This is a genomic window from Lysobacter helvus (assembly GCF_018406645.1).
Classification (GTDB): Bacteria; Pseudomonadota; Gammaproteobacteria; order Xanthomonadales; family Xanthomonadaceae; genus Noviluteimonas; species Noviluteimonas caseinilytica.
The window spans coordinates 2361144-2385029 of sequence record NZ_AP024546.1 but is presented as its reverse complement, the minus strand read 5'-3'; the positions used below and the strand labels follow the sequence as shown (position 1 = coordinate 2385029).

The window sequence follows — 23886 nt, the reverse complement described above, 5'->3', positions numbered from 1 at the left end:
CTGCAGAAGCCCGCCTGGGGTGAAGTCCGCGTCGCCCGAACCCGCGGCGGGGTAAGAATTTCTCGCCGACGTGGCGGCGAAAATTCTCACCCCGCCACGGGCTGGGGCATCACCTTTCGAGCCTTTTCGATCAAGGGGCCGACCGTTGCCTGGGTTCGCTGGCGTGCGTGGTAACGCACGCCAACCCAATCATTTCTTTCGCGGCAAGCAAGAGCGGGTCAGGGCATTGCGATCGCGATGCCGTTGCAACGGCCTTCTACCTGGTCCACGACGGCTTGCGCGAGGGATTGTCCTCTTACGCGCTTGAGGCGGATGCGGAGCCATTCGTTGGCGTCGGCTTCGAGGTAGGCGTCCTGCCAGCGGTAGACCATGCAGGCGCCGGCCAGCTGGACGAGGTACGGGGGGCCGAGGGCTTCGCGGACTTCGCCTTCCTTCATGCCCAGGTGGATGAGGTCTGCCTTGATCGCGTAGACGTGCATGCGGGGCTCCTTGTGATGGAGCCCAGCGTGGGGTCGTCGCGATTGGCAGGCGATCGGCGGAACGCGCGAGCGCGCGTCGGGGATTTCCGAAACGCGGGCGTCAGCTTGCGGCGCGCAGGAAGGTGGCTTCGCGTGCGACGCGATAGACGATCGACCAGTCGCGTGCGGCCAGGGCGATCTTCGGGACCATCCACGAGCCGCCCACCGTCAGGACGTTGTGCAAGCCGAGGTAAGCGGGGGCCTTCTCTGCATCGATGCCGCCCGTGGGGCAGAACTTCGCGTGCGCGAACGGGCCGGCGAAGGCGCGCAGGGCGCCGACGCCGCCGGCGGCTTCGGCGGGGAAGAACTTGAAGCGGGTGTGGCCGAGTTCCAGGCCGCGCATGAGTTCGCTCGCGGTCGCGATGCCGGGGATCAACGGGATCTCGGCCGTCGATGCGGCGGTGTAGAGCGCTTCGGTGGTGCCGGGCGAGAAGGCGAACTTCGCGCCGGCCGACACCACCGACACGAGGTCCGCGCTCGTCAGCACCGTGCCGGCGCCGACGATCGCATCGGGCACGTCGCGTGCGATGCGCGCGATCGATTCAAGCGCGGCCTGCGTGCGCAGGGTGATCTCGAGGACCGGCAAGCCGCCATCGACCAGCGCGCGTGCGAGCGGCACGGCATCGTCGACGTGGTCGATCTGCACCACCGGCACGACCGGTGCGCGGGCGAGGATCGCGTCCACGGCGTCGCGGCGCGAATCGGGATTCCAGAGCGTCATGGCGTCCTCCGTGCATTGCGCAGGGCCATCGCGGCGCCGAGCAGGCCGGGCCGCGGGTGGGTGATGACATGGATGGCGACCGATTCCAGCCACGCGGCGAACCGGCCCTTGGCGAGGAAGCGTTCGCGGAAGGCGCTGCTGCGCAGGAACGGCACGAAGCGCGGCACCATGCCGCCGGCGATCACGACGGTGCGCGCGCCATGGATCAGCGCCGCATCGCCCGCCACGCTGCCCAGCACGGCGCAGAAGCGCGCGAGCGAGCGACGCGCGGCGACGTCGTGGCCTTCGAGCGCGGAGGCGACGATGTCGGCCGGTTCGCGCAGCGTCACCTTCGTCGCGACGTCGTGCGTGGCGCCACGCAACACCGCATCGATGTGCGCCAGGCCCGCGCCGCACAGCACGCGTTCGTTGGACGTGCGGCCGAACTGCGCGGTGAGCCAGCGCGCGATCGCCTGTTCTTCGTCGCCGAGCGGCGCGAAGCTCACGTGCCCGCCTTCGGTTTCGACCACCTGCCAGCCGGTGTCTTCGCTTCCGACGAGCAACGCGACGCCCAGGCCGGTGCCGGGGCCGATGATCGTGACGGGGCCTTTCAACGGGCCGGACGTCGGGCCATGCAACACGGTGCGATCCGCGGCGGTGAGGCCGGGCACGGCCCAACCGACGGCGCCGAAATCGTTGATGACGCGCAGTTCGTCGAAGCCCAGCACGCGCTGCAGTTCGCTGCGGCTGAAGGACCACGCGCGGTTGGTGAGTCTGATCTCGTCGCGATCGGCGGGGCTGGCCACGGCAAATGCGCCGCGTTTGGGCAGCACGCCGACTTGTTCGAGGTAATGCTCCGCGGCGTGTTGCAGGCTCGCGTATTCGGACGCGGGCAGCGCCAGGGGTTCGCGCAGCGTCGGCGACGGCGCATCGAGGTCGGTGAGCGCGAAGCGCGCGTTGGTGCCGCCGATGTCGGCGATCAACGCAACGTCCGGGGCGCAGGTCTTGTCGCTCATGCCAGGTCCAGTCCGAAGTCGGCCGAGGGCGTGACGCGCGCGGTCGGCGGGACGCCGAGGCCGCGCTGCGCATCGTGCACCGATTCGTCGATGAACAGCGCACTGCCGCCCTCCTCCGCCGTGCCCACCTGCGCGCGCATCAGCGCGAACAGTTCGCGCCCCATGCCGTGGCGGTTGGCGGCGAGGTTGGCGACGTGCGGCGTGCGCGCGTTCCATTCGGTGGCGTCGACCCTGGCTTCCATCACGCCCGCCTCGGCATCGATGCGGATGCGGTCGCCGTCGCGCAGGCGCGAGATCGGGCCCGCGTCGGCGGCTTCCGGCGTGACATGGATCGCGGCGAGCACCTTGCCCGAGGCGCCGGACATGCGACCGTCGGTGAGCAACGCCACGCGCTGCCCGCGGTCCTGCATCGCAGACAAGGTGGGCGTGAGCTTGTGCAGTTCCGGCATGCCGTTCGCGCGCGGGCCCTGGCCGCGGATCACCGCGACGAAATCGCCCTGCAGCTGGTCGGCCTTGAACGCATCGAGCAATGCATCCTGCGATTCGAACACGCGCGCGGGCGCTTCGATCGTGCGATGCGCGGGGTCGACGGCGGACACCTTGACGACGCCGCGCCCGAGGTTGCCGTCGAGCTTGCGCAGGCCGCCTTCCGAATCGAAAGGATCGGCTGCGGGGCGCACGACGGTGGGGTCGCGGGTTTGCGCGACGGGCTCGCGCCATTTCAGCGCGGTGCCGTCGAGGTACGGCTCGAGCGTCTGCTGGCGCAGGTCGCCCCCGTGCACGCAGGCGATGTCGGCGTGCATGCGGCCGGCGTCGAGCAGTTCACGGATCACGAAACCGATGCCGCCCGCGTCGTGGAAGCCGTTCACGTCGGCGGCGCCGTTCGGATACGCGCGTACCAGCAACGGCGTGATGCGCGAGAGTTCGTCGAGGTCGTTCCAGTCGATGCGCAGGCCGGCGGCGCGCGCCATCGCGACGAGATGGATCGCGTGGTTCGTCGAACCGCCGGTCGCGGCCAGCGCCACCATCGCGTTCACGATCGCGCGTTCGTCGACGGTGCGGCCCAGCGGTCGATAGTCGTCGCCGAGCGCGGTGATGCGCAGCACCTGTTCCGTCGCCGCCACCGTGAGCGCATCGCGCAACGGCGTGCCGGGATTGACGAACGCGGTGCCCGGCATGTGCAGGCCCATCGCTTCCATCAGCACCTGGTTGGAATTGGCCGTGCCGTAGAACGTGCACGTGCCCGGCGAGTGGTAAGACGCGGCTTCGGCTTCCAGCAATTCCTCGCGCGTGGCCTTGCCTTCCGCGTAACGCTGGCGGACCGCGGCCTTTTCCTTGTTCGACAAGCCGCGGCGCATCGGGCCCGACGGCACGAAGATCGTCGGCAGGTGTCCGAAGCTCAACGCGCCGATGAGCAGCCCCGGCACGATCTTGTCGCACACGCCCAGGCACAGCACGGCGTCGAACATGTCATGCGACAACGACACGGCCGTCGCCAGCGCGATGGTGTCGCGCGAGAACAACGACAGCTCCATGCCGGTGCGGCCCTGCGTCACGCCGTCGCACATCGCGGGCACGCCACCGCACACCTGCGCGCTGCCGCCGGCGTTGCGCGCGGCCATGCGGATGAGCGTCGGGTAGGTCTCCATCGGCTGGTGCGAGGAGATCACGTCGTTGTACGCGGTGACGATGCCGATGTTGCCGGTGGATCCGCCGCGCAGGCGCGGCTTGTCGTCGCCGGCCGCGGCGAATCCGTGCGCGAGGTTGCCGCAGCTCAGGTGCTGGCGGGCTGGATGGTCGGAGACAGCGGCGTCCAGGCGGGCCAGGTAATCGGCGCGCGTGTCGCGGCTGCGTTCGGCGATGCGCGCGGTGACGCGCGCGACCACGGGATGCAGGGACATCAGGGACTCCAGTGCACGTGCACGATCTGGTCGGGCGCGTTCAGCAGTGCGGCGATCGGGTGGCGCAACGCATCCTGCGAAGACTGCGCGACGCGCAGCACATCATGCTTCCCTTCGCCGCTGAGCGCGAGGTGCAGCGAGCGCGTGCGCAGCAGGCGCGCCAGGGTGAGCGTGATGCGCGGGAACGGGGCTTCGGGCGGCAGCGGATCGGGATCGATGCGGCAGGCATCGAGCACGCTGGCCGGATCGAGTGCGGCGGGCAGTTGCTTCGCACCCGGGAACAGCGACGCGGTGTGCGCATCCATCCCCATGCCGACGACGACGGCATCGAACGCATCGGGCTGGAACGCGAGCAAGCGGCAGGCCTGCGCTTCGGATTGGGCGGGATCGCCGGATTCCACCGTCAGCGATTCCAGCAGCAACCCCTCGGCGTCGGCGAAGGCCTTGCGCAACTCGGTGATGTTGGCCGCCGGGTGATCGTGCGGCACGCAGCGTTCGTCGGTGGGCAGCACCTGCACGTGTCGCCATTCGAGCGGCCGTTGCGCGAGGCGGCGATACGCGGGGAACGGCGTGCGCCCGCCGGCGAGGGCCAGGTGCGCGCGGCCGCGTTCGGCGAGCGCGGTGCGGCAGGTCTCTTCGAGCACCGTGGCGAGCGCCGCGCCCAGCGCATCCGCATCCTCGTACACGTGCTCGGTCCAGGCCATCGTCTACTCGCGCCAGGTGTGGCCGTGGCGCTCGGTCATCGCGATCGCGCTGGCCGGGCCCCACGTGCCGGCGGGATACGGGCGCGGGCGTACGTCGGCGGCGCGCCAGCCGTCGAGGATCGCGTCCACCCATTCCCACGCGGCTTCGGTCTCGTCGCGGCGCACGAACAGCGTGCCGTTGCCTTCCAGCGCATCCATGTACAGGCGCTCGTACGCGGGACGCCGCGTGGAATCGGCGAATTCTTCGTGCATGTCGAGGTCCAGTTCGACCTCCGACAGGCGCATGCCCGCGCGATCCAGGCCCGGCGTCTTGCTCATCACGCGCAGCTCGATGCGTTCGTCGGGCTGCAGGCGGATGGTGAGCGCGTTCGGCGCGATGTGCGCGCCGGGATCGAAGATCGAATGCGGCACGGACTTCAGCTGCAGGTGGATTTCCGTAGACCGCCGCGCCATGCGCTTGCCCGTACGCAGGTAGAACGGCACGCCGGACCAGCGCCAGTTGTCGATGTGCGCGCGCAGCGCGACGAAGGTTTCCGTGCGGCTCGGATGGCCGAGTTCGTCGATGTAGCCCGGCACGACCTTCGCGCCCACAGCGCCGGAGGTGTACTGGCCGGCGACGGTTTCGGCCTGCACTTCGTTGCGCCCGATGCGGCGCAGCGAACGCAGCACCTTGATCTTCTCGTTGCGCACCGCCGTGGGTTCGAAGCGCGCGGGCGGCTCCATCGCGGTGAGACACAACAACTGCAGCAAGTGGTTCTGCAGCATGTCGCGCGTGGCGCCGGAGGTGTCGTAGTAATCGCCGCGGCCTTCCACGCCGACGGTCTCGGCCACGGTGATCTGCACTTGCTGGATGTGGCGCGCATTCCACAGCGGTTCGAACATCGCGTTGCCGAAGCGCAGCGCGATCAGGTTCTGCACGCCTTCCTTGCCGAGGTAATGGTCGGTGCGGAACACGCGGTCTTCGTCGAACACGCGCGCGACGCCGTCATTGATCTCGATCGCGCTGGCCAGGTCGTGGCCGATGGGTTTTTCCAGCATCACGCGCGTGCCGGGGCCGGCCAGGCCCATCGCGCCGAGTGCGTCGCAGATGGGGCCGTAGAAGCGCGGCGCGGTGCTCAGGTGATAGAGGACGTCGCCGTTGCGCAGCGCGGTGACGCGTTCGCCGAGGCGTTGCATCGACGCGGCGTCGCTGCTGTCGGCGGCCTGGTAGTCCAGGCGCGCGAGCAAGGCGTCGAGCGAAGCGGGATCGACATCGGCGGCGGGCACGTTGCGGCGCACGGCATCGGCGACGAGGTCGCGGAAGGCGGCGACTTCGTACTCGCTGCGCGCGGTGCCGAGGATGCGCAGGCCGGCCGGCAACAGGGCCGCGTGCTGCAACCCGTAGAGGGACGGCAGCAGCATTCGCTGCGCGAGGTCGCCGGAGGCGCCGAAGATGACGAGCAGCGAAGCGGGCGTAGCGGGCATGCGGCCTGAATGGGGCGTCGGGGAGGTCCCACCATAAACCCGCCGGGCCTTCCCTGCGGTGACGGCGGCGGTGCATACGTTTGCATGGGCGTATCGTCCGGCCAGTCCTGCCAGGGAGATGCGCGATGCCGCAACGCTCGACGATGGCCGCCGGCCTGGCCGCCCTGCTCGCCTGCACCGCGCCCGCCTGCGCGGACGCCCCGCACGCCGGCCACCTCGGCCACGTGGACTTCCGCGTCGATTGCGCGCCGGCGGTGCGCGCCGACTTCGACCACGCCCTCGCCCTGCTCCACCACATGACCTATCCGGACGCGCGCGCGGCCTTCCGCAAGGTGGCCGAGCGCGACCCCGCCTGCGCGATGGCGCACTGGGGCATCGCGATGACGTTGTTCCAGCCGCTGTGGCCCACGCGGCCGACGCTGGCCGACCGCACGCTCGGCTGGGACGAGGTGCAGAAAGCGCGCGCCTTGAAACCGAGCTCGCCGCGCGACATCGGCTTCATCGACAGCGCAGCCGCGTTCTTCGAGACGCCCGCCTCGGAGGATTACTGGGCGCGCATCCATCGTTGGGAAGCGTCGCTCGCACGCCTGCATGCGTCACTGCCGAAAGACGACGACGTCACCGCCTTCTACGCACTTGCGATCCTGGCCACCACGCCCGCCGACCGCATCGACCGCACGCATGCCGATCGCGCCGCCGCGTTGCTCGTGCCGATCCTCGCGCACAACCCGGATCATCCGGGTGCAATGCATTACATCGTGCATGCCAACGATGTGCCGGGCCGCGAGAAGGAATTGCTCGACATCACCCGTCGCTACGAACGCGTCGCGCCCGACAACCCGCACGCGCTGCACATGCCCACGCACGTGTACACGCGCCTGGGCGACTGGGACGGCGTGGTGCGCGGCAACCTGCGCGCGGCCGAGGCCGCGTTGAAGGTGCCCGCGGGCGACAAGGGCCAGTACGTGTGGGACGAATATCCGCACGCGATCGAATACCTCGTGTACGCCTGGCTGCAGCAGGGCAAGGACGCGCAGGCCGCCGCGCAACGCGATCGATTGTGGGCGACCAAAGACCTGCAACCGTCATTCAAGACGGCGTTCCACCTGGCGTCGACGCAGGCGCGCTACGTGCTGGAGCGCCGCGACTGGCAGGCCGCCGCCGCGATCGTGCCGCGCCAGCCCGCGTGGGTGGACTGGGACAAGTACGCCTGGCCCGAAGCGATCGCGCAGTTCGCGCATGGGCTCGGCGCCGCGCACCTCGGGCACATGGACGATGCGCGCGCCGCGTTGACGCGCATGCGGGCCTTGCTGGACGCGATGGGCGCCGCGAAGGAAGCCGCGTTCGAACGCAACATCCACATCTTGTGCTTCGAACTGGAATCGGCGATCGCGAAGGCGAACGGGCACCCGGCCGAAGCGATCACGAAACTGCAGGCCGCGGCCACCCTGGAAGCGACCACGCCGAAACCCGCCGTCACGCCCGCACCCACGTTGCCCGCCGATGAACTGCTCGGCGACCTGTACGCATCGCTCGGCCGCGCGAACGACGCCCGCGACGCGTATCGCCGCACCCTCGCCCACTACCCCAATCGCCGCCATGCGCAGCAGGCGCTCGCGCGGCTCGATGCTTCCCCCGCCACAAGGACCGCACGCCCATGATCCTCGACCACGTCGGCCTGTATGTCAGCGACCTGTCCGCCAGCCGCGCGTTCTACACGGCCGCACTCGCCCCGCTCGGGATCTCCGTGCTGATCGAAGGCGACGGCTGGTGCATGTTCGGCAGCGGGCGCCAGCCGCAGTTCTGGATCGGCGATCGCGGGCCCGCTCCGGGCGGCATCCATCTCGCCTTCGTGGCAGCCGATCGCGCGCACGTGCACGCCTTCCATGCCGCGGCCCTGGTCGCCGGCGGCCGCGACAACGGCGCACCGGGCCCGCGCGATTACCACCCGGCGTATTACGGCGCGTTCGTCATCGGGCCCGACGGGCACAACATCGAAGCGGTCTGCCACACCCCCGAATGACGCGCGCAAAAGAAAGGGGCCCCCGATCGCTCGGGGGCCCCGCATGTCGCCGACGAGTGCGACAGGTGTAGCGATTACTTGTAGTTGTTCGAACCGATCACGATGCCGCTGGTGGTGCCGCGGATCAGGATGTCGCGCTCGATCTTGCTCGTCCAGCCGGTCTGCGTGAACGGCGTGCGGACCTTGGCGCCCAGGCGCGTGTAGTTGCCGTACGACAGGTTGCCGCTGTGGTTGAGGTTCTTGGTGCCGTCGTTGAAGACGATGCCGGTGGCGGAGTTGCTGCGGACCGTGTTGTTGGTGACCGTCAGGCCGTTGACGCCGTTGGTGCCCATGCCCAGGCTGCCGTTGAGCTCGAGCGTGGACTGCGTGATGGTGATGGCCGAGGTGTTCTTCCAGATGTTGATGCCGTACTTGTTGTTGTTGTTGATGCGGCAGTTCTGGATGAGCACGTTGGAGCAGGTGTAGCCCGCATCGGGTTCGATGTCGATGCCGCACTCCGGCGAGGTGCCGGCGGTGAAGCTGAACTCGGAGTCGTACACCTTGATGTTGGTGCAGTTGGTGACCGACAGGCCGTTGCGGCGGTTGCCGGTGGCGATGATGTTGGCGATGACCACGTCGCTGGACGAGCCGCCGATGCACACGCCGTCGCCGGTGCACTTGCTCACTCTCAGGTCGCGCACGGTGACGCGCTTGCCGCCGAGGATCTGGATGCCGTGGCCCCACTCGTCGGTGCTGGAGGTCATGTACTTGTGCGTGTCGCGCTCGCCCACCAGCTGGCCGCCCGCGATTTCGACGTCGGACTTGCCGTTGACGTAGATCAGGTAGTGGCGCGAGACCGAAGCGGTCTTGGCCTTGAGGATCGCCAGCGGGTCCATGCTGAAGAGCATCGAGCTGCGCAGGTTGATCTTCTTGGTGGTGTCGATCAGGTACGTGCCGGCCGGGACCGTCACAGTGCCGCCGGCGGTCGGCAGCGCGTTGATCGCGGCCTGGATGGCAGCGGTGTCGTCATGGATGCCGTCGCCGATGGCGCCGTAGTTCTTGACGTTGAGGACCGTGGTGCCACGCGTGCGAACCGGGGGTGCGGTCAGGGCAAGCGCCGGCAGCGAAACGCCACCGAGGATCGCGGGGACCGCCAGGAGGGCGGAGTTCTTGAGGAACGTACGGCGCGCCATCGGCGTCGTGACCACCTGGACCAGCTGCTCGTTGCTGCGATTCATTGGAAAGCCTCGGGAAAAATTGATTCGGGGGACGTCGCACGGGATGTCCCCGGGCCGAGGGCAAATGTATTGATGGCGTGAAAAAGTGGAAGCGCGAATGTCGAAAATTGTGGGTAAGTCCGGGTTTTCACACAGTCTTCATTCAAGAACACACTTCTGAATGCGGAAATCGAGCGATCAACGCAAAGTTAGGAATTCGCTAACTCTGCGGTTTGCGCAAACGAAGCGGCCGTCACGAATGTTGTCGACGCGTGAAGGAGTGACCGCGCGCACGTCACGCAGCCCCGCTTGCGCGATTCGTGAGGGCGGGCGTAGCGTGGGGTCAACAGGGCATGACGCCCTCGATGGAGGTGACACATGGCCAGCTCCGCCTTCTCCCCGTCCGTCCCCGCCGCCCGCGACTTCGCGGACATCAACATCACCCCGCTGGTCGACGTGATGCTGGTCCTGCTGATCATCTTCATGGTGGCCGCGCCCACGCTGTCGAAGGCGGTGGACTTCAACCTGCCCGGGATCGCAAAGGACCAGCCGGCGCCGCCGCCGACCGAGATCAACCTGCGCATCGACGCCAACAACGAGATCGCCTGGAACGGCAGCGTGCAGCCGTACTCGGCCCTGCAGGCCTTGATGGCGGTGGAAGCGCAGCGCGATCCCGCGCATCCGCCCCTGGTCAAGATCGATGCGAGCGGCGATGCCGACTACGGCGTGGTGACGCGCGTGCTGGCCGCCGCGCGCGAGGCCAACCTCGAGCACATCGCGTTCGTGCAGCACTGATCCAATACGCGAACGGCGCGATCGCCAAGGTCGCGCCGTTTTCGCGGAAGCGGCAAGGCTAGTGCAAGGTGCCGCGCGCCGAGCGCGGATGCGCCTGCCCGCGCACGGATTCGCGCAACGGGAATTCCAGCGTCGCGATCGCGCCCTGCCCCGGGCCGTCGCTGGACAGCGTCGCGCTGCCGCCGTGCATCGCGGCAATGGCCGAGACCATGCTCAGGCCGAGGCCGAGCCCGGCGAGGCTGCGTTCCGGTTCTTCCGCCGGGCGCGAGAACGGTTCGAACACGTGCGGCAAGGTGCGCGGCGAAATGCCGATTCCCGTGTCGACCACGTGCACCACCGCGTTGGCGCCGACGATCGCCGCGGACACCTCGATGCGTCCCCCCGGCGGCGTGCAGCGCACGCTGTTGTCCAGCAACTGCGCGAGCGCCTGGCGGATGCGCGCGGGGTCGCCCAGCATCGGCATGCGATCCGGCAACGGCGCCAGCGCGAGGCGCACTTCGGCCGCCTGCGCGGCAGCGTCGTGCGCGCGCACGGCCTCGGTGATCTCCTCGCCCAGGTCCAGCGGCACGCAGGTCGACGACGCGAGTCCGGTCAGCAACACGCTGCCTTCGAGCAGGTGGTCCACCAGGCGCGCCTGGCGCGCGACCTGCCGCGTCATGATGTCGCGCGCGCGGCGATGCGCGTCGAGGTCGGACGCATTGCCCTGCAGGTGCAGCGACGTGCGCAGCGGCCCGAGCAGCGCGCCCAGTTCGTGCGCGAGGCTGGCGAGGAATTGTTCCTTGCGCGCATTGGCGGCGCGCAGTTCTTCCACCAGCCGCAGGTTCACCAGCGCCAGGGCCGCCGAATCGGCGATCGCGCGCAGCGATGCGAGTTCGTCGTCCGTCGCTGCGTGCTCATGCGACCAGTACACGCCCATCGCGCCGATCGCCGGATCGTGCCCGATGGGCGTCATCGCCAGGCTGTGCACGAAGGTGGCCGCGTACAACGATTGCGGGATGCGCGGGTCCTGGCGGATGTCGAGGATCGCCAGTTGTTCGTCGTGGAGCATCGCCCAGCCGGAGATGCATTCTCCGATCGCGAAATCCTGGCCCTTCCACAATTCGCCGATCGCGTTTTCCTCGACGTAGCGGCAACGTTCGTGGTCGCGCATCACCACCGTCACGCCGTCGGCGCCGATCAGCTTGCGCGTGCATTCGGCCAGCGCGTGGCACACCTGTGCAGCGTCGGCGCACACGGCGAGGCGCTGGACGATGGCGACGATCTGCAGGTCGCGCGGCAGTGTGTTGGCGTGCTCCATTGCATCGGAGCCTACGCCGCGCGAGGTGAGGCCCGCCTGTATCACGGCCGCGTTCGCGCGTCGCGCTTTCACGCCGCGCTCGCATGAATGCGATCGAGCAGGCGATCCAGTGCGTCGAGGTCGGCGGGCTTCGACAAATGGTGGTCGAAGCCCGCGTCGCGCGTGCGCAGCTGGTCTTCGGCCTGGCTCCAGCCCGTCAATGCAATGAGCACGCGCGCCGCGCCGCCGGGTGCATCGCGCAGGCGTCGCGCGAGTTCGTAACCGTCCATCCCGGGCATGCCGAGGTCGAGGAACATCGCGTGCGGATCGAAGTCGCCGGCGATGCGCAATGCATCGAAGCCTCGAAGGCGATGCGATGGTCCACGCCCATCGACGACAGCAACATGCCCAGCGTCTCCGCCGCATCCACGTTGTCGTCCACGACCATCACGCGCAGCGCATTCGGGGTGGCGACCTCGGCCGCCGGTTCGACGAGCTCGGGGGTCGCAGGAAGCGCGTCGCCCTCCAGCAACGGCAACCGCACGCAGAACGTGGAGCCGCGTCGTGGCCCTTCGCTGTGCGCGCTCACGGTGCCGCCATGCAGTTCCACCAGCGTGCGCACCAGCGTCAGGCCGATGCCCAGGCCGTCCTTCGCGCGATGCGGGCCCTGGTTGCCCTGGGTGAACAAGTCGAACACGCGCGGCAACACCGCAGGCTCGATGCCGACGCCGGCGTCGACGATGGTGACCACCGCCTGCTGGCCTTCGCGCGCCACGGTCACGTCGATGCGCCCGCCCGGCGGCGAATACTTCGCCGCGTTGTTGAGCAGGTTGCTGAAGACCTGCGCGATCCGCACCGGATCGGCCATCACCAGCAGCGCGTCGTCCTGCACGTCCACGTGCAACGCATGCTGCCCCGCGTCGATGAGCGGCTGGCTCAACTCCACTGCGCTGCGCAACACCTCCGACACGCGCGCCGGCCGGCAACGCAGTTCCACCGTGCCGCGCGTGACGCGGGCCACGTCGATCAGGTCTTCGACCAGGCGCACCATGTGGTCCACCTGCCGGCGCATCATCGACATCAGCGCGTGCTCGTCCGAGCGCGGCTTCGCGCGCTGCAGCAACACCTGCAACGCGTTGCGGATGGGCGCGAGCGGGTTGCGCAGTTCGTGGCCGAGGATGGCAAGGAATTCGTCCTTGCGCCGCGCCGCCACGTCCAGCTGGGCACGTGCGTGCTCCAGCGCTTCGAGTTGCGCGTGGATCTGGTATTGCCGCCAGCGCGCGCGCAGCGCACTGCGCGCAGCGCTGGTCAATGTGGCCACCCGCAACGGACGTTCCAGGACCGTCGCGTTGCCGAGCTCGCTGGTGATGCGCGCGAGGTGGTGGGAGTCGCTGCCCACCCGCGCGAGCACCAGGATCGGCAGGTCCGACCAGCCCGGTTGCCGCACCACGGTGTCGCCCAGCACGCGCTGGGCACCGGTGGAGAGCCATTCTTCCGCGACGAACACCGCACCGACCTCGCCTTCCAGCGCACGCTCCAGGTCGAAGACCGTGTCGCAGCGCACCGCGGTGATGGCTTCGTCGGCCAGCAGGCGCGCGGCCAGTTCCGTGTCGCGCGGCGTGGGCAGCAGCAGCGCGACGGACATCCCGCGATGGGAAGGCGCTTCGCCCCTCACCGGCCAGCGCCGCCGGCCGACGCGCTGCGTTCCTGCGGCACGCCGGTCAGCACGCCGCGGAACTCGCGCAGCGGCTCGCCGATCTCGAACCCGTCGGGCCCGAGCTTGAACGGGCGGATCGTGCGTTCGTGCGCACCCGTGCGCTTCTTCAGCACCGAGATCGCCTGGCGCACTTCGCCGCTGGCTTCGAAGTACCGCAGCAGCACCACCGAATCGGCGAGGTAGCTCACGTCGAGGCTGTTGCTCATCGTGCCGATCAATCCCAGCTGCGCGCTGATGAGGATGGTGATGACGCCCAGCGATCCGAGGTAGGCCAGCAACTCGTGCAGTTGCAGCAGCATGTACTGCTGTTCCGGCATGGCGTTGAGATAGCCGTTGAGGCTGTCGATGACCACCACGCGCGCACCGTGCAGTTCCACCGCGTCGCGGATGACCTGGGTGAACTCGCCGGAGGACAACTCGGCCGGATCCACCGCCTGCAGGTGGATATGCCCATCGCGCAGGTAGCGTTCGATCGGGAAGCCGAGGCCCTGCGAGCGCGTGATGAAGGAGCGCACGCTTTCGTCGAAGGCGAAGATCGCCGAGCGCTCGCCGCGCTCCGCGGCCGTCGACGCGATCAGCGTGGCGAGCGACGACTTGCCCGTGCCCGCCGCGCCGATCAGCAAGGTGCTCGTGCCGCGATCGACGCCGCCGCCCAGGAGCGCGTCCAGTCGCGGCTCGCCCGTGCCCACGGAGCGCTGCTCGCCCTCGCGCCGGAACTCGGACGCCACCAGGCGCGGGAACACCTGCAGCCCACCATGTTCGATTCGGTAGTCGTGGTACCCGCCGATGAAACGCCGCCCGCGGTACTTGTTGACGCGCAGGCGCCGCCGGTCGCCGCCGAAGTCCGAATCCAGCGCGGACAGGCGCACCACGCCGTGCACGATCGTGTGCACCTGCATGCCGCCTTCCGATGCGGAAACGTCGTCCAGCAGCAGCGTGGTGCAGGCGCGGTCGGCGAAGTACTGCTTCAACGCCAGCACGTGGCGGCGATAGCGCAGCGCCGAGCCGGACAGCAATCGCAGCTCCGCCAGCGAATCGAACACCAGGCGGTCCGGCGCGATCGCTTCGATGTGCTCCATGATCCGGCGCGTGGTGTCGGCCAGTTCGATCTCCGAGGGATGGAACATCGTGTAGTGCGCATCGACCCCGGAGGCATCGACGGCCAGCGCTTCGTACAGGCAGATGCCGTCCAGCGACCAGCCGTGCGACTCCGCCATCTCGCGCAGTTCCGACACGGTTTCGGAAAGCGACACGTACAGCACGCGCTCGCCGCGTGCGCGACCGTCGAGGAGGAACTGCATCGCCAGCGTGGTCTTGCCCGAGCCCGGCAGGCCTTCCACCAGGTAGAGGCGGCCCGGCGTGTAGCCGCCGCCCAGCACAACGTCGAGCCCTGGAATGCCCGAGCCGATGGGAGTGTGTGTCACGTTCGTTCGCGCCCCTGCTGTAATGCATCGCGCCGAGCGCGCGACGTTGGCGTGCGCACCACGTGAAGAGCGTGTGCGACGACGTGCAAGTGTTCCTGACACTTGCTTGAACGCCTAGTTGGAAACGCGTGAATTCACGTAAAGAACGCGTAAATTTTCCGACCTGTTCGGTTGCGGGTCACGCGACGGCCGCTAAAACGTCCGTCGGTTTCAAACACCCAGCGAGCCGAATGCAGACCAACGCCAACACCAACCAGGACGAACGCAGGCAGCATCGCGCCGGCCATGCCGGTGGCGACGCGCCTGCGATGAACGATGGGCCGGCGGCCTTCCCGATGGCCCTGCTTGCTTCCGTGCTGCACGACCTGCGCGCACCGTTGTCGGTGATGATGGGCGCGGCGGAAGTGCTGCGGCATTCGCAACCGCGGATGGACGAAGACGAACGCCACGCGTTCCTCGCCATCATCCGCCACGAGGGCGAACGCCTCGACGGCTACCTGCGCAACCTGCAGCACATGACGCGCGCGTCCCGCGACGCCGCGGGCGGGCTTGCGCTCGTGCGCGACTGGGTCGGCATCGACGAGATCGTGGGCTGCGCGGTCAACCGCGCGCGGCGCCTCGGTGCCGGCGCACGCATCGACGTGGAGGCCGCACCGCGACTGGCGCTGCTGCACGTGCACGGCGCATTGCTCGAGCAGGCGATCTTCAACGTGCTGCACAACGCGACCAAGTATTCGCCGGCGGACGAGGCGATCCTGGTGCGCATCGAACAGAACGCGCGCGAGACGATCGTCGAGATCCGCGACGCCGGCCCCGGCATTGCGGCCTCGGTGGGCGAACACGCCTTCGAGATGTTCGTGACCGACGCGGGCGACACGCACGGCGGCTCCGGCCTCGGCCTGTGGATCAGTCGCAGCATCGTGCGCGCGCACGGCGGCGACATTCGCACCTGCCCCGCCGACCTGCCGCACGGCACCTGCTTCCGCCTCACCCTGCCGACGCGGGAGGCGCCGCCGGACGCTGCCCCGTGATCGGCGCCCTGGTGTCGGGCGCGGCGTGGACGGAAGACCACATCCGCCCCGCGCGCATCCTGGTCGTGGACGACGATGCGGAACTGCGTCGCTTCCTCGCCACGGTGCTGCGCGCGAACGGCTACAACGTGGATACCGCCGACGGCGAGCAACGCGGACTGCAATCGCTCGGCGCCCGGGGCGCGGACCTCGTCGTGCTGGACCTCACCCTGCCCGACGGCGATGGCCAGGCCTTGCTGCGCGCCGTTCGGCAATGGAGCCAGGTGCCCGTGATCGTCCTGTCCGGCCGCGCGGAGGAAACGGAAAAGGTGTCCGCGCTCGATGCGGGCGCGAACGACTACATCACCAAGCCCTTCGGCGTGCATGAACTGCTCGCGCGCGTGCGCGCGCAGCTGCGCGGACCATCCACCGTGCCGGAGCGCGCGACGCTGGACGACGGTTACCTGCGCATCGACCTCGCCGAGCGCACGGTGACGCTGGGCGGCGATGCAGTGACGCTGACGCGCAAGGAATACGCGCTGCTGGCGATGCTGGCGCGCAACGTCGGCCGGGTGGTCACGCAGTCGCAGCTGCTGCGCGAACTCTGGGGCCCCACCTACGAACAGGACACGCATTACCTGCGCATCCTGGTCGGCAAGCTGCGGCAGAAGCTGGGCGACGACGCGGCATCGCCCCGCTGGATCCTCACCGAACCGGGCGTCGGCCTGCGCCTGCTGCTCGCCCCCTGATCCGCCGGGGCGTCAGCGCGCGGGGCACTCGCCCGTGCGTTCGAACGCCAGGTCTTCGTAGTCGGAACTGAAGTCGCCGTCGGGATCGACCTTCGCCAGCGTCATCCGCCGCGCGACGCCGTCGCCCTTGAAGTCGACCCAGGCTTCCAGGTCCATGCGGTCTTCGTCCCAGTCGATGCGCCAGCGATCGCCCACCTTCACGATCGTGCCGTGCATCAGCGGCGACTTGTCGGAGACGAACGTCAGGCGATCGCCCGCCGGGCACACGCGCACGACGCCGAACCACGGGTCGCGCCACGTGCCGGTGCGCGTGGCGTCGAACGGCGCGACGACGGGCTTGCGCGCCACCTCCGCTTTTTTCGCCGGCTTCGAAGCCGCCGCGGCGGCCTTCGCTTCCGCATCCAGCTCGTCCGCGTACTGCTTCACCGTCGCGTGCTGCTGCGGCGCAGTGAACTGCTTCAGCAGCGTTTCGCCCAGCACCGTGCGCGCGTCGTCCGCATCGCCGTTGATCATGAAGACGAACCCGCTGCGCTTGTCCGGCAGCAGCATCATCATCGAATACATGCCCGACAAAGTGCCCGTGTGCGACACGGTCCACTGCCCGTCGACATCCGCCATGCGGAAGCCGTAGCCGTACGCATAGACGTGCGTGTTGTCCCAGCGCTTGCGCCGCGCCGACACCGGCATGGGCGTGCGCGCGAGCCACATCTGCTTGCGCTGTTCGGCGGAGAGCCACGGCTTCTGCGCTTCGGTGGGCGCGAGCCAGTTGCCCATCCACGCCAGCATGTCGTCGAGGCTGCAGCGGATGCCGCCGGCGGGCGCGGAGGCGATCGGTTCGACGTGCACCGCATCCGTGTTGTCGCCGACCTTGTAACGCCCGTCTTCCCCGCGCACGTGCGGCTGCGCCACGTTGCCCGTCGCATCGCGATCGAACGCGCCGACGCGGCAGCGCGACAGGTGCAGCGGCGCGAAGATCTCGCGCTGGACCAGTGTTTCGTACGGCGCGCCCCCCGCCGCCGCTGCAACCTGGCCCGCGACCACGTACAGCAGGTTGTCGTACGCATAGCCCGCGCGGAATCCGTACGCCGGCTTGATGTACCCCAGCCCGTGCACGATGTCCTCGCGCGAGAAATGGTTCGGCTCCGGCCACAGCATGAGATCGCCGCCGCCTTCCGGCAGGCCGCTGTTGTGCACGAGCAGGTCGCGCACCAGCATGTGTTCGGTCACCCACGGATCGTGCATCCGGAAGTCCGGCAGGTACTTCACCACCGGATCGTCCCAGTGCAGCTTGCCCTGGTCGACCAGTCTCGCCAGCACGCTGGCCGTCATCGCCTTGCTGTTGGAGGCGATCTTGAAGATCGATTGCGACGTGATCGGCTTGCCGCTGCCGGCTTCCGCTTCGCCGACGGTGCGGGTGTACGTGACCTTGCCGTCCTCGATCACCCCCACCGCCACGCCCGGCAGGTGGTAGCGCGCGACGACGTCGTCGACGATGCGGTCGTACGCGGGATCGGCGGCCCAGGCGTTTCCTGCGAAGACGCCCAGTGCCACGAAGCAGATCGATCGGAATGTGCGCATGGTGTCGAAGGATAGTGGAAAAAAAGCGGCGGCCAGGAAGGCCGCCGGAAGGGGTACCTCAGGACAACGTTGGAGCGATCAGAAGTCGACGGAGACCGTGATCTGGCCGTAGCGGCGGGACTGGTAGCCCGTGCCCTGGCCATAGAACTCGTTGAACGTGCCGAGGCCGTCCTCGAGTTCCAGGTCTTCGTTGACTTCGTTGACGCGTTGCTGGTTGAGCAGGTTGTAGACCGCGAACTTCACGCGCAGGTCGGCGGTGCCGAACGAATGCAGGTACGTCACGTTCGCGCCGAGGTCGTAGGTCCACGGCAGGCGACCCTGGGTGCCGCGCTGGTACAGCGTGAAGTTGCGCGCCGGGCTGGCCGGGCTGCAGTTGGGGGCGCACACGTAGAAGCTGTGGAACTCCGTGGCATCGAACGGGTTGCCGGCGCCGAACGCGCTCACCGGGCGACCGGAACGCGCATCGAGCGTCGCGCCCACCTGCCAGTTGTCGTTGAACGCGTACGTGCCGCGCATCTTGACCTGGTGGCGGCGGTCGTTCGGGAGATACCCGTCGCCGCTGAAGTTCACCCACGGATTGTCGAAGGCTTCGGTGCGGCCCGAGTCGGAGAAGTCGGTGTCGGAATTCACCGGGCCTTCCGCGTTGCCCTCGCTGTACGACAGCGTGTACGACGCATTGAACGCCCAGCGGTTGTCCCACGCGCGATCCAGCTGGAACTCCAGTGCCTTGTACGAGCGGCGCGGCTTCGGCCAACCGGTGATGCCGATGAGGTTCCCGTCCACGTCGTACATCGCCCAGCCCGTCTTCGACGTATCGATGTTCACGAAGGCGTCGTTCTCGCCATCGCAATCGGTGTCGCTGAGGACGGTGAGGTCCTTGCCCGGGTTGGCCATCGCGAAGAAGTCCACTTCGCAGAAGCCGTTCCAGGTGATCTCCATGTCGTCGATGGCGTTGTGCAGCTTGCGGTGGATGCCGCGGATGCCCCACGACCACGCATCGGTCAGCTGCTGCTGGAAGCCCAGGATCAGCTCGTCCTGGTAGACCGGATCCATGTCCGCGTCCACCTCGCCGCGCAGGTCGGCGACCTGGCCGTTGCCCTGCGATTCGTCGACGGGGCCGATCTGCGGCCCGAGGATCGGCGTGTTGTCGGGACCGAAGCCGTTGAACGCGTAGAACGTGCGGCGATCCAGGAACGGACCGGCCTGCTTGATGTTGATGACGTTGGCCACGGGCAGGAAGTAGCGCCCCACGTTGCCGAAGATCTTCATCCGGCCGTCGGCGTGCGGATCGAACGAGAACCCGAAGCGCGGCGCCACCATGTTGTCCATCTTGATGTAGCTGTCGCCGGCCGCGTTCTTGTTGTCGAAGCCTTCCACGCGCACGCCCGCGTTGAGCATCAGCTTGTCGGTGACCTGCCAGTTGTCTTCCAGGTACCAGGCCGAGTTGTCGGTTTCGAACGTGCCCTGGTTGCGGACTTCGCGCGTGCGCACGTAGGCCGTGGTGCCCGGGGGCACCGGCGTGCCGTTGACGCGGCCGCTGCCCGGCACGTTGAACACTTCGTAGCGGAAGCCCGGGCCCGGGTAGCGGCTGTTGTAGTCGCTGGTGTTCTGCTCGTGGTCCAGGCCGAAGCGCAGCAGGTGTTCGCCCAGCTGCCACTCGAAGTCCAGGCGCGCGGCCTTGCGTTCGTCGGTGCGGGAAATGACGGAGGTGTTGGCGGTGCAGCCGATGAAGTCGGAGCTCACCCGGCGGTCCTGCACCAGCGTGCACGCATCGTCGGCCAGGCTGTTGACGTTGGCGTTGCGCTGGTTCTCGCCGTACAGCGCCTTCATCGAGAAGGTGTCGGTGAGGTAGCCGGTGTAGGCCAGCGACCAGTCCTTGCCGCCGGTCTCGTTGAACGAGGTGTTCTCGTAGGTACGGATGCCGGCGTCGTCGACGTTGAACGAGTCGGTGGTCAGCGTGTCGTCGTCGGAGAACGCCAGGAATTCCAGCAGGTGCTTGTCGCTGATCTGCCAGTCGATCTTCGCGCCCCAGAACCCGCTGTTGGAGTCGCCGTCGAAGTAGTTCGAATAGCCGTCGTCGGAATTGCGCGGCTGGTAGTCGCGCGCCTCGTACATGCCGAAGAAGAACAGGCGATCCTTGATCAGCGGGCCGGACGCATAGAGGTTGAGGCTCGTGCGGTCGTATTCGTCGTAGCGCGAGATGCGGCCGACGTGGTCTTCCTGCGTGTCCTGCAGGAAGTCCGGCTCCCAGACCAGCTCGGCGCCGTACTGGAAGTCGTTGGTGCCGGACTTCGTCACCGCGTTGATCACGCCGCCCGTCGTGCGGCCGAACTCGACGGAATAGCCGCCGGTCTTGACCTGGAATTCCTTGAAGAAGGAGAACGGCACCGACGAGAAGCCGACGCGGTTGTAGAAGTCGGTGACGTTCAGGCCGTTGATGTAGACCGCGTTTTCCGCGACCGACGACCCGCCGAACGACACGCCGCCGAACTCGCCGCGCACCAGGCCCGGCGCGAGCAGCGCGACGGAGAGCGCATCGCGCTCCACCGGCAGGCGCTGCAGTTCCTCGGCGGTGATGTTGGTGGCCGATTCGGTCGACGTGGTGTCGATGATCGTGCCGCCGGCGCCGATCACGGTCACCGTATCCAGCGTCGACGCGCTGCCGCCGAGATCGGCGGTGGTCGCGTTGCCGAGGCTCACGTACACCGTGACCGGCGCACCCACCGCCGCTCCGCCCTGGCTCGCCTGCACGGTGTACGTGCCCACGGGCAGGAACGGGAAGCGATAGTTGCCGTCGGCATCCGCCGTGACGGTGCGTTCGAACCCGGTCTGCGGGTTGCGCGCGGTGACGGTGGCGCCCGCGGCCACGTGGCCGACCAGCGCACCATCGGTATTCGCCGCGAGGGCCATCGGCGCCGTGAAGGCCAAGGCCAGCGCGCACCACAACGACGTCCTGCGCATCAACGTGTGCTTCATGTCCCCTCCCGGAGCAATGTCCACTTGAAGTCGTAGTCGAACTGATCGAAGTAGAGGTTCCCGCCGCGCCACTCGGCTTCGCCGCGTTGCGAGTCGACGGTTTCGGATCGGAAGAAATGCTTCGCCTGCGGTGCGGTGGCGTCGAAGAACGGCACGCCCCACTCGTCGTTGAAGGCGATGCGATAGCCATCCAGGCCGCCGAGGTAGAACCACTCGGTGTCCGGGTTGCCTTGCAGGCGCCCGAACGTCACGTCCATCGGCACCCAGCCGTACGGCGCCAGGTACACCTGGCCCCAGTCGTGCAAATTCCAGTAATCGGTGGGCGAGAACATCATCCCCGACTGCCAGCGCGCGGGAATGCCGTTCAGGCGCAGCAGCGTCATCAGCAGCAGCGTCTGCTGGCCGCAGTCGCCGTGGTGCGCGTGCAGGGCGTAATCGGAAATGTTGGGGATCGTCGAATACTCGCGCGCGCCGGCCCACGGGTACTGGTCGTCCACCAGGCGGAAGAGTTTCTGCGCGATGCGGTACGGGTTCTTTTCGTCGCCGACGGTCTCGCGCGAAAGCTGCTTCATCGCATCGGTGAACACGATGTGCGGCGCACGCGCTTGCAGGTACGGCGCGAGTTCGCGGCGCTGCGCATCGGAGAGCGGCACGACCTTCGCTGCATCGATCGGGTGGTACTGCGCTGAGATCGTGACTTCGTACGAGACTTCGAAGGTCGTCGGCTTGCCCTGCACCGCCGGCGCTTCCATGTAGACGGTGCGCTGCAGGGCGGATTCCGGCGCGATGACGTGCGTGCCGGGCGTGCTCGACACGAACCTGATGGCGTCCTGCTGGCCGGGGATCGCGCGCGGATACGGCACCCACGCGCGCACCGTTTCGCCCGCGGGCACCGCGTCGGCTTCGACGGTGAGCGACTGCGTGACGCGGAACCGCTGCGGCAGCACGCTCGTCTTGCCGGTCTTCAACGCTTCGACGCGCGCCTGCGCGTGGTGCGGATGGGCGGATTCGAGCGGGCTGTCGGTGTATTTCGGCGGGGCCTTGCGGCGCGCCAGGGCTTCGGGGCTCAGGCGATACAGGTTCGACGCGCCGCGCGAGAAGTAACGCTTCTCGCCGTCGATCGTCATGTGTTCGAGCTGGTTGCTGCGCTCCCACGCGGCGAACTCATCGTCGCGCAGGTCCGGGACGTTCTCGCGCAACTGCTTGCGGACGTCGGCCTCGGACTTGTTGAAATCCAGGCGGATGCGGCGCATGCGCTCGCGTTCGAAGAGCAAAGCGTCGCGGTCTGAAGCGGAAATGCCCGGGGCCGCGAGGGCGGCATCGATGGCGGTGTTGGCTTGCTTGAAGTCGCCGGCATCGACCAGCGCCACGATGCGGGCGGGGGCCGGCGGCGGGATCTCGCCTTGATACAGGGCCGCCGCCATCGCCGCGCCGCCGCCGAGTACGATCGCCACCAGTGCAAGGGCCAGCCGGCCACGCATGCGGGGAGTGCCCGCTTGCGAAGGTCGGGGGGACATCGAACGGCGGGCCAGTTCGTCCAAGCGCAACCACCCTGTGACGGCATGCGTGCGGCTGTGTAACACGCGTCCGGGGGGCGGTCAATAAATTATTCTTCCAAGCCGACGAACGATGAATATATATTCCGACCACGCCCGGACCCCGGGCCGGATGGGGCGCGCATGATCCACACGGTCTGGCCATACCTGGCGTTGCTGCTGTCGATCGCGGGCCTGTTCCCGATGCTGGAACGGCGCTTCGGCTGGCGGCTGTTCTCGGTCATGCCCCCGATCGTCATGGTCTACCTGTGCGTCACCGGGCTGTCGGTGGCCGGGCTGTGGCAGATCAACCCGGAGATCCAGGGCGCGCAGAAGGCGCTGATCGGCCAGGCGATCCCCGCGATGCTGTTCCTGCTGATGATCAACTGCGACCTGCGGGCGATCTTCGCGCTCGGGCCACGCGTGCTCGCGGTGTTCTTCAGCACGACGCTGTGCCTGTTCGTCGCGTTCATCGCGACGTACCTGATCTTCCGCCACGTGTTGCCGGAGACCGGCTGGCAGCCGCTCGCCGCGTTGAGCGGGTCGTGGGTGGGCGGGTCGGCCAACCTGGTCGCGGTGAAGGAAGCGATCGGCATGTCCGACAACGCGCTCGCGATGGCGCTGTTCACCGATGCGCTGTGCTACTCGGTGTGGGTGGCCGTGCTGTTCTCGGTCGCGCGCCTCGCGCCCGCCTTCAATCGCTGGACGAAGGCGAAGGCCGCCGGCGACATCGTCGCGGCCGTGCCCGCGCCGCGCGGCCCGGTCACGCCGGACGCCGTGCTGCTGTGGCTGGGCCTGGCGCTCGCGGTGGGCGTGGTGTCGAGCTGGATCGCGGGGCTGATCCCCGATTCGGACTTCCTCAGCAAGACCTCGTGGACGATCATCTTCGCGACCGTCGCGGGACTCATCGTCGCGCACACGCCGCTGTCGAAATTCCCCGGCGCCGGCCCGATCGCCAGCGCGCTGCTGATCTTCGTCGTGGCGGTGCTGGCCTCGCAGAGCAATTTCGAAGGCATCGCCGCGGCGCCGTGGTACATCGCGTGCGGCCTGAGCATCCTGCTGATCCACGCCACGCTGCTCGTGCTGATGGCGAAACTCTTCCACTTCGACCTGCACCTGTGCGGCATCTCCTCGCTCGCGCACGTCGGCGGCGTGGCGGCCACGCCCGTGCTGGCCGCTGCGTACTCCCCCGCACTGGTGCCGGTGGGCGTCCTGCTCGCGTTGCTGGGCTATATCCTCGGCACCGGGTTCGGATTGCTGATGGCATCGATCCTGTCGTCGCTCGCTCCCTGATCGTGAGGTCC

General features: G+C 68.3%; 20 protein-coding genes. 6 read left to right on the top strand and 14 right to left on the bottom strand.

Features of this window, described 5'->3' with window-relative positions; translation table 11 throughout:
- Positions 1–218: 218 nt before the first annotated feature.
- The 6 genes from LYSHEL_RS11595 to zwf all read right to left on the bottom strand — a co-directional run bounded on the left by LYSHEL_RS11595 (position 219) and on the right by zwf (position 6303).
- Positions 219–479, bottom strand: coding sequence for a hypothetical protein (locus LYSHEL_RS11595; RefSeq protein ID WP_213434196.1), 261 nt, complete (start codon positions 477–479; stop codon positions 219–221).
- Positions 480–579: 100 nt separating this feature from the next.
- Complete coding sequence (locus LYSHEL_RS11590) at positions 580–1239, bottom strand: bifunctional 4-hydroxy-2-oxoglutarate aldolase/2-dehydro-3-deoxy-phosphogluconate aldolase (protein ID WP_213434195.1); 660 nt, start codon at positions 1237–1239, stop codon at positions 580–582.
- Complete coding sequence (gene glk, locus LYSHEL_RS11585; protein ID WP_213434194.1) at positions 1236–2234, bottom strand: glucokinase; 999 nt, start codon at positions 2232–2234, stop codon at positions 1236–1238. The genes LYSHEL_RS11590 and glk overlap by 4 nt, the downstream gene beginning before the upstream one ends.
- Positions 2231–4135, bottom strand: coding sequence for a phosphogluconate dehydratase (edd, locus tag LYSHEL_RS11580; RefSeq protein ID WP_213434193.1), 1905 nt, complete (start codon positions 4133–4135; stop codon positions 2231–2233). The genes glk and edd overlap by 4 nt, the downstream gene beginning before the upstream one ends.
- On the bottom strand, positions 4135–4839 hold the full coding sequence (pgl, locus tag LYSHEL_RS11575) for a 6-phosphogluconolactonase (RefSeq protein WP_213434192.1): 705 nt from the start codon (positions 4837–4839) through the stop codon (positions 4135–4137). Before pgl ends, edd begins: the two co-directional genes overlap by 1 nt.
- Before the next feature lie 3 nt (positions 4840–4842).
- Positions 4843–6303, bottom strand: a complete 1461-nt coding sequence (zwf, locus tag LYSHEL_RS11570; RefSeq protein ID WP_213434191.1) for a glucose-6-phosphate dehydrogenase — start codon at positions 6301–6303, stop codon at positions 4843–4845.
- A gap of 125 nt (positions 6304–6428) precedes the next feature.
- On the opposite strand from zwf, the gene LYSHEL_RS11565 reads away from it, so the two are divergent.
- Both LYSHEL_RS11565 and LYSHEL_RS11560 read left to right on the top strand, forming a co-directional pair.
- Positions 6429–7964, top strand: a complete 1536-nt coding sequence (locus LYSHEL_RS11565) for a tetratricopeptide repeat protein (protein WP_213434190.1) — start codon at positions 6429–6431, stop codon at positions 7962–7964.
- Positions 7961–8326: a VOC family protein gene (locus tag LYSHEL_RS11560; protein WP_213434189.1), complete on the top strand. Its 366-nt coding sequence runs from the start codon at positions 7961–7963 to the stop codon at positions 8324–8326. Before LYSHEL_RS11565 ends, LYSHEL_RS11560 begins: the two co-directional genes overlap by 4 nt.
- Before the next feature lie 74 nt (positions 8327–8400).
- Here the strand turns inward: LYSHEL_RS11560 and LYSHEL_RS11555 are convergent, their stop codons facing one another.
- The gene (locus LYSHEL_RS11555; RefSeq protein WP_213434188.1) at positions 8401–9543 is read right to left on the bottom strand and encodes a right-handed parallel beta-helix repeat-containing protein; all 1143 of its coding nucleotides are present in this window, start codon (positions 9541–9543) and stop codon (positions 8401–8403) included.
- Positions 9544–9900: 357 nt separating this feature from the next.
- Here LYSHEL_RS11555 and LYSHEL_RS11550 point away from each other — a divergent pair, with 357 nt between their 5' ends.
- The gene (locus LYSHEL_RS11550; RefSeq protein WP_213434187.1) at positions 9901–10317 is read left to right on the top strand and encodes an ExbD/TolR family protein; all 417 of its coding nucleotides are present in this window, start codon (positions 9901–9903) and stop codon (positions 10315–10317) included.
- 58 nt (positions 10318–10375) lie between these two features.
- On the opposite strand, the gene LYSHEL_RS11545 is transcribed toward LYSHEL_RS11550, so the two are convergent.
- The 4 genes from LYSHEL_RS11545 to LYSHEL_RS11530 all read right to left on the bottom strand — a co-directional run bounded on the left by LYSHEL_RS11545 (position 10376) and on the right by LYSHEL_RS11530 (position 14734).
- The gene (locus LYSHEL_RS11545; protein ID WP_213434186.1) at positions 10376–11614 is read right to left on the bottom strand and encodes a GAF domain-containing sensor histidine kinase; all 1239 of its coding nucleotides are present in this window, start codon (positions 11612–11614) and stop codon (positions 10376–10378) included.
- Between the two features lie 68 nt (positions 11615–11682).
- Positions 11683–11910 (bottom strand): response regulator, encoded by a 228-nt coding sequence (locus LYSHEL_RS16030; RefSeq protein WP_244858529.1) that lies wholly within the window; start codon positions 11908–11910, stop codon positions 11683–11685.
- Positions 11811–13238: a hybrid sensor histidine kinase/response regulator gene (locus LYSHEL_RS11535; protein WP_213434185.1), complete on the bottom strand. Its 1428-nt coding sequence runs from the start codon at positions 13236–13238 to the stop codon at positions 11811–11813. Before LYSHEL_RS11535 ends, LYSHEL_RS16030 begins: the two co-directional genes overlap by 100 nt.
- Positions 13239–13264: 26 nt before the next feature.
- Positions 13265–14734 (bottom strand): ATPase domain-containing protein, encoded by a 1470-nt coding sequence (locus LYSHEL_RS11530; RefSeq protein WP_213434184.1) that lies wholly within the window; start codon positions 14732–14734, stop codon positions 13265–13267.
- A 230-nt stretch (positions 14735–14964) separates the two neighbouring features.
- Between LYSHEL_RS11530 and LYSHEL_RS11525 the strand changes: the two genes are divergently transcribed.
- Together LYSHEL_RS11525 and LYSHEL_RS11520 are read left to right on the top strand one after the other, a co-directional pair.
- Entirely contained in the window at positions 14965–15765 is an 801-nt protein-coding gene (locus LYSHEL_RS11525; protein WP_213434183.1) for a sensor histidine kinase, read from the top strand.
- Entirely contained in the window at positions 15765–16493 is a 729-nt protein-coding gene (locus LYSHEL_RS11520; RefSeq protein ID WP_244858747.1) for a response regulator, read from the top strand. Before LYSHEL_RS11525 ends, LYSHEL_RS11520 begins: the two co-directional genes overlap by 1 nt.
- A gap of 12 nt (positions 16494–16505) precedes the next feature.
- Here the strand turns inward: LYSHEL_RS11520 and LYSHEL_RS11515 are convergent, their stop codons facing one another.
- The 3 genes from LYSHEL_RS11515 to LYSHEL_RS11505 form a co-directional block, all read right to left on the bottom strand.
- Positions 16506–18044: a serine hydrolase gene (locus tag LYSHEL_RS11515; RefSeq protein ID WP_244858528.1), complete on the bottom strand. Its 1539-nt coding sequence runs from the start codon at positions 18042–18044 to the stop codon at positions 16506–16508.
- Between the two features lie 105 nt (positions 18045–18149).
- Positions 18150–21047 (bottom strand): TonB-dependent receptor, encoded by a 2898-nt coding sequence (locus LYSHEL_RS11510; RefSeq protein ID WP_213434181.1) that lies wholly within the window; start codon positions 21045–21047, stop codon positions 18150–18152.
- Positions 21044–22528: a transglutaminase-like domain-containing protein gene (locus LYSHEL_RS11505; RefSeq protein WP_213434180.1), complete on the bottom strand. Its 1485-nt coding sequence runs from the start codon at positions 22526–22528 to the stop codon at positions 21044–21046. The genes LYSHEL_RS11510 and LYSHEL_RS11505 overlap by 4 nt, the downstream gene beginning before the upstream one ends.
- 198 nt (positions 22529–22726) lie before the next feature.
- Between LYSHEL_RS11505 and LYSHEL_RS11500 the strand changes: the two genes are divergently transcribed.
- Complete coding sequence (locus LYSHEL_RS11500; protein ID WP_213434179.1) at positions 22727–23875, top strand: DUF819 family protein; 1149 nt, start codon at positions 22727–22729, stop codon at positions 23873–23875.
- Positions 23876–23886 lie beyond the last annotated feature (11 nt).

Coding starts and splice junctions, on each gene's coding strand:
- LYSHEL_RS16030 (WP_244858529.1), bottom strand. CDS start 11,910: ATGTTCCTCGACCTCGGCATGCCCGGGATGGACGGTTACGAACTCGCG.
- LYSHEL_RS11525 (WP_213434183.1), top strand. CDS start 14,965: ATGCAGACCAACGCCAACACCAACCAGGACGAACGCAGGCAGCATCGC.
- glk (WP_213434194.1), bottom strand. CDS start 2,234: ATGAGCGACAAGACCTGCGCCCCGGACGTTGCGTTGATCGCCGACATC.
- LYSHEL_RS11510 (WP_213434181.1), bottom strand. CDS start 21,047: ATGAAGCACACGTTGATGCGCAGGACGTCGTTGTGGTGCGCGCTGGCC.
- pgl (WP_213434192.1), bottom strand. CDS start 4,839: ATGGCCTGGACCGAGCACGTGTACGAGGATGCGGATGCGCTGGGCGCG.
- edd (WP_213434193.1), bottom strand. CDS start 4,135: ATGTCCCTGCATCCCGTGGTCGCGCGCGTCACCGCGCGCATCGCCGAA.
- LYSHEL_RS11535 (WP_213434185.1), bottom strand. CDS start 13,238: ATGTCCGTCGCGCTGCTGCTGCCCACGCCGCGCGACACGGAACTGGCC.
- LYSHEL_RS11565 (WP_213434190.1), top strand. CDS start 6,429: ATGCCGCAACGCTCGACGATGGCCGCCGGCCTGGCCGCCCTGCTCGCC.
- LYSHEL_RS11590 (WP_213434195.1), bottom strand. CDS start 1,239: ATGACGCTCTGGAATCCCGATTCGCGCCGCGACGCCGTGGACGCGATC.
- LYSHEL_RS11555 (WP_213434188.1), bottom strand. CDS start 9,543: ATGAATCGCAGCAACGAGCAGCTGGTCCAGGTGGTCACGACGCCGATG.
- zwf (WP_213434191.1), bottom strand. CDS start 6,303: ATGCCCGCTACGCCCGCTTCGCTGCTCGTCATCTTCGGCGCCTCCGGC.
- LYSHEL_RS11505 (WP_213434180.1), bottom strand. CDS start 22,528: ATGCGTGGCCGGCTGGCCCTTGCACTGGTGGCGATCGTACTCGGCGGC.
- LYSHEL_RS11560 (WP_213434189.1), top strand. CDS start 7,961: ATGATCCTCGACCACGTCGGCCTGTATGTCAGCGACCTGTCCGCCAGC.
- LYSHEL_RS11550 (WP_213434187.1), top strand. CDS start 9,901: ATGGCCAGCTCCGCCTTCTCCCCGTCCGTCCCCGCCGCCCGCGACTTC.
- LYSHEL_RS11500 (WP_213434179.1), top strand. CDS start 22,727: ATGATCCACACGGTCTGGCCATACCTGGCGTTGCTGCTGTCGATCGCG.
- LYSHEL_RS11545 (WP_213434186.1), bottom strand. CDS start 11,614: ATGGAGCACGCCAACACACTGCCGCGCGACCTGCAGATCGTCGCCATC.
- LYSHEL_RS11595 (WP_213434196.1), bottom strand. CDS start 479: ATGCACGTCTACGCGATCAAGGCAGACCTCATCCACCTGGGCATGAAG.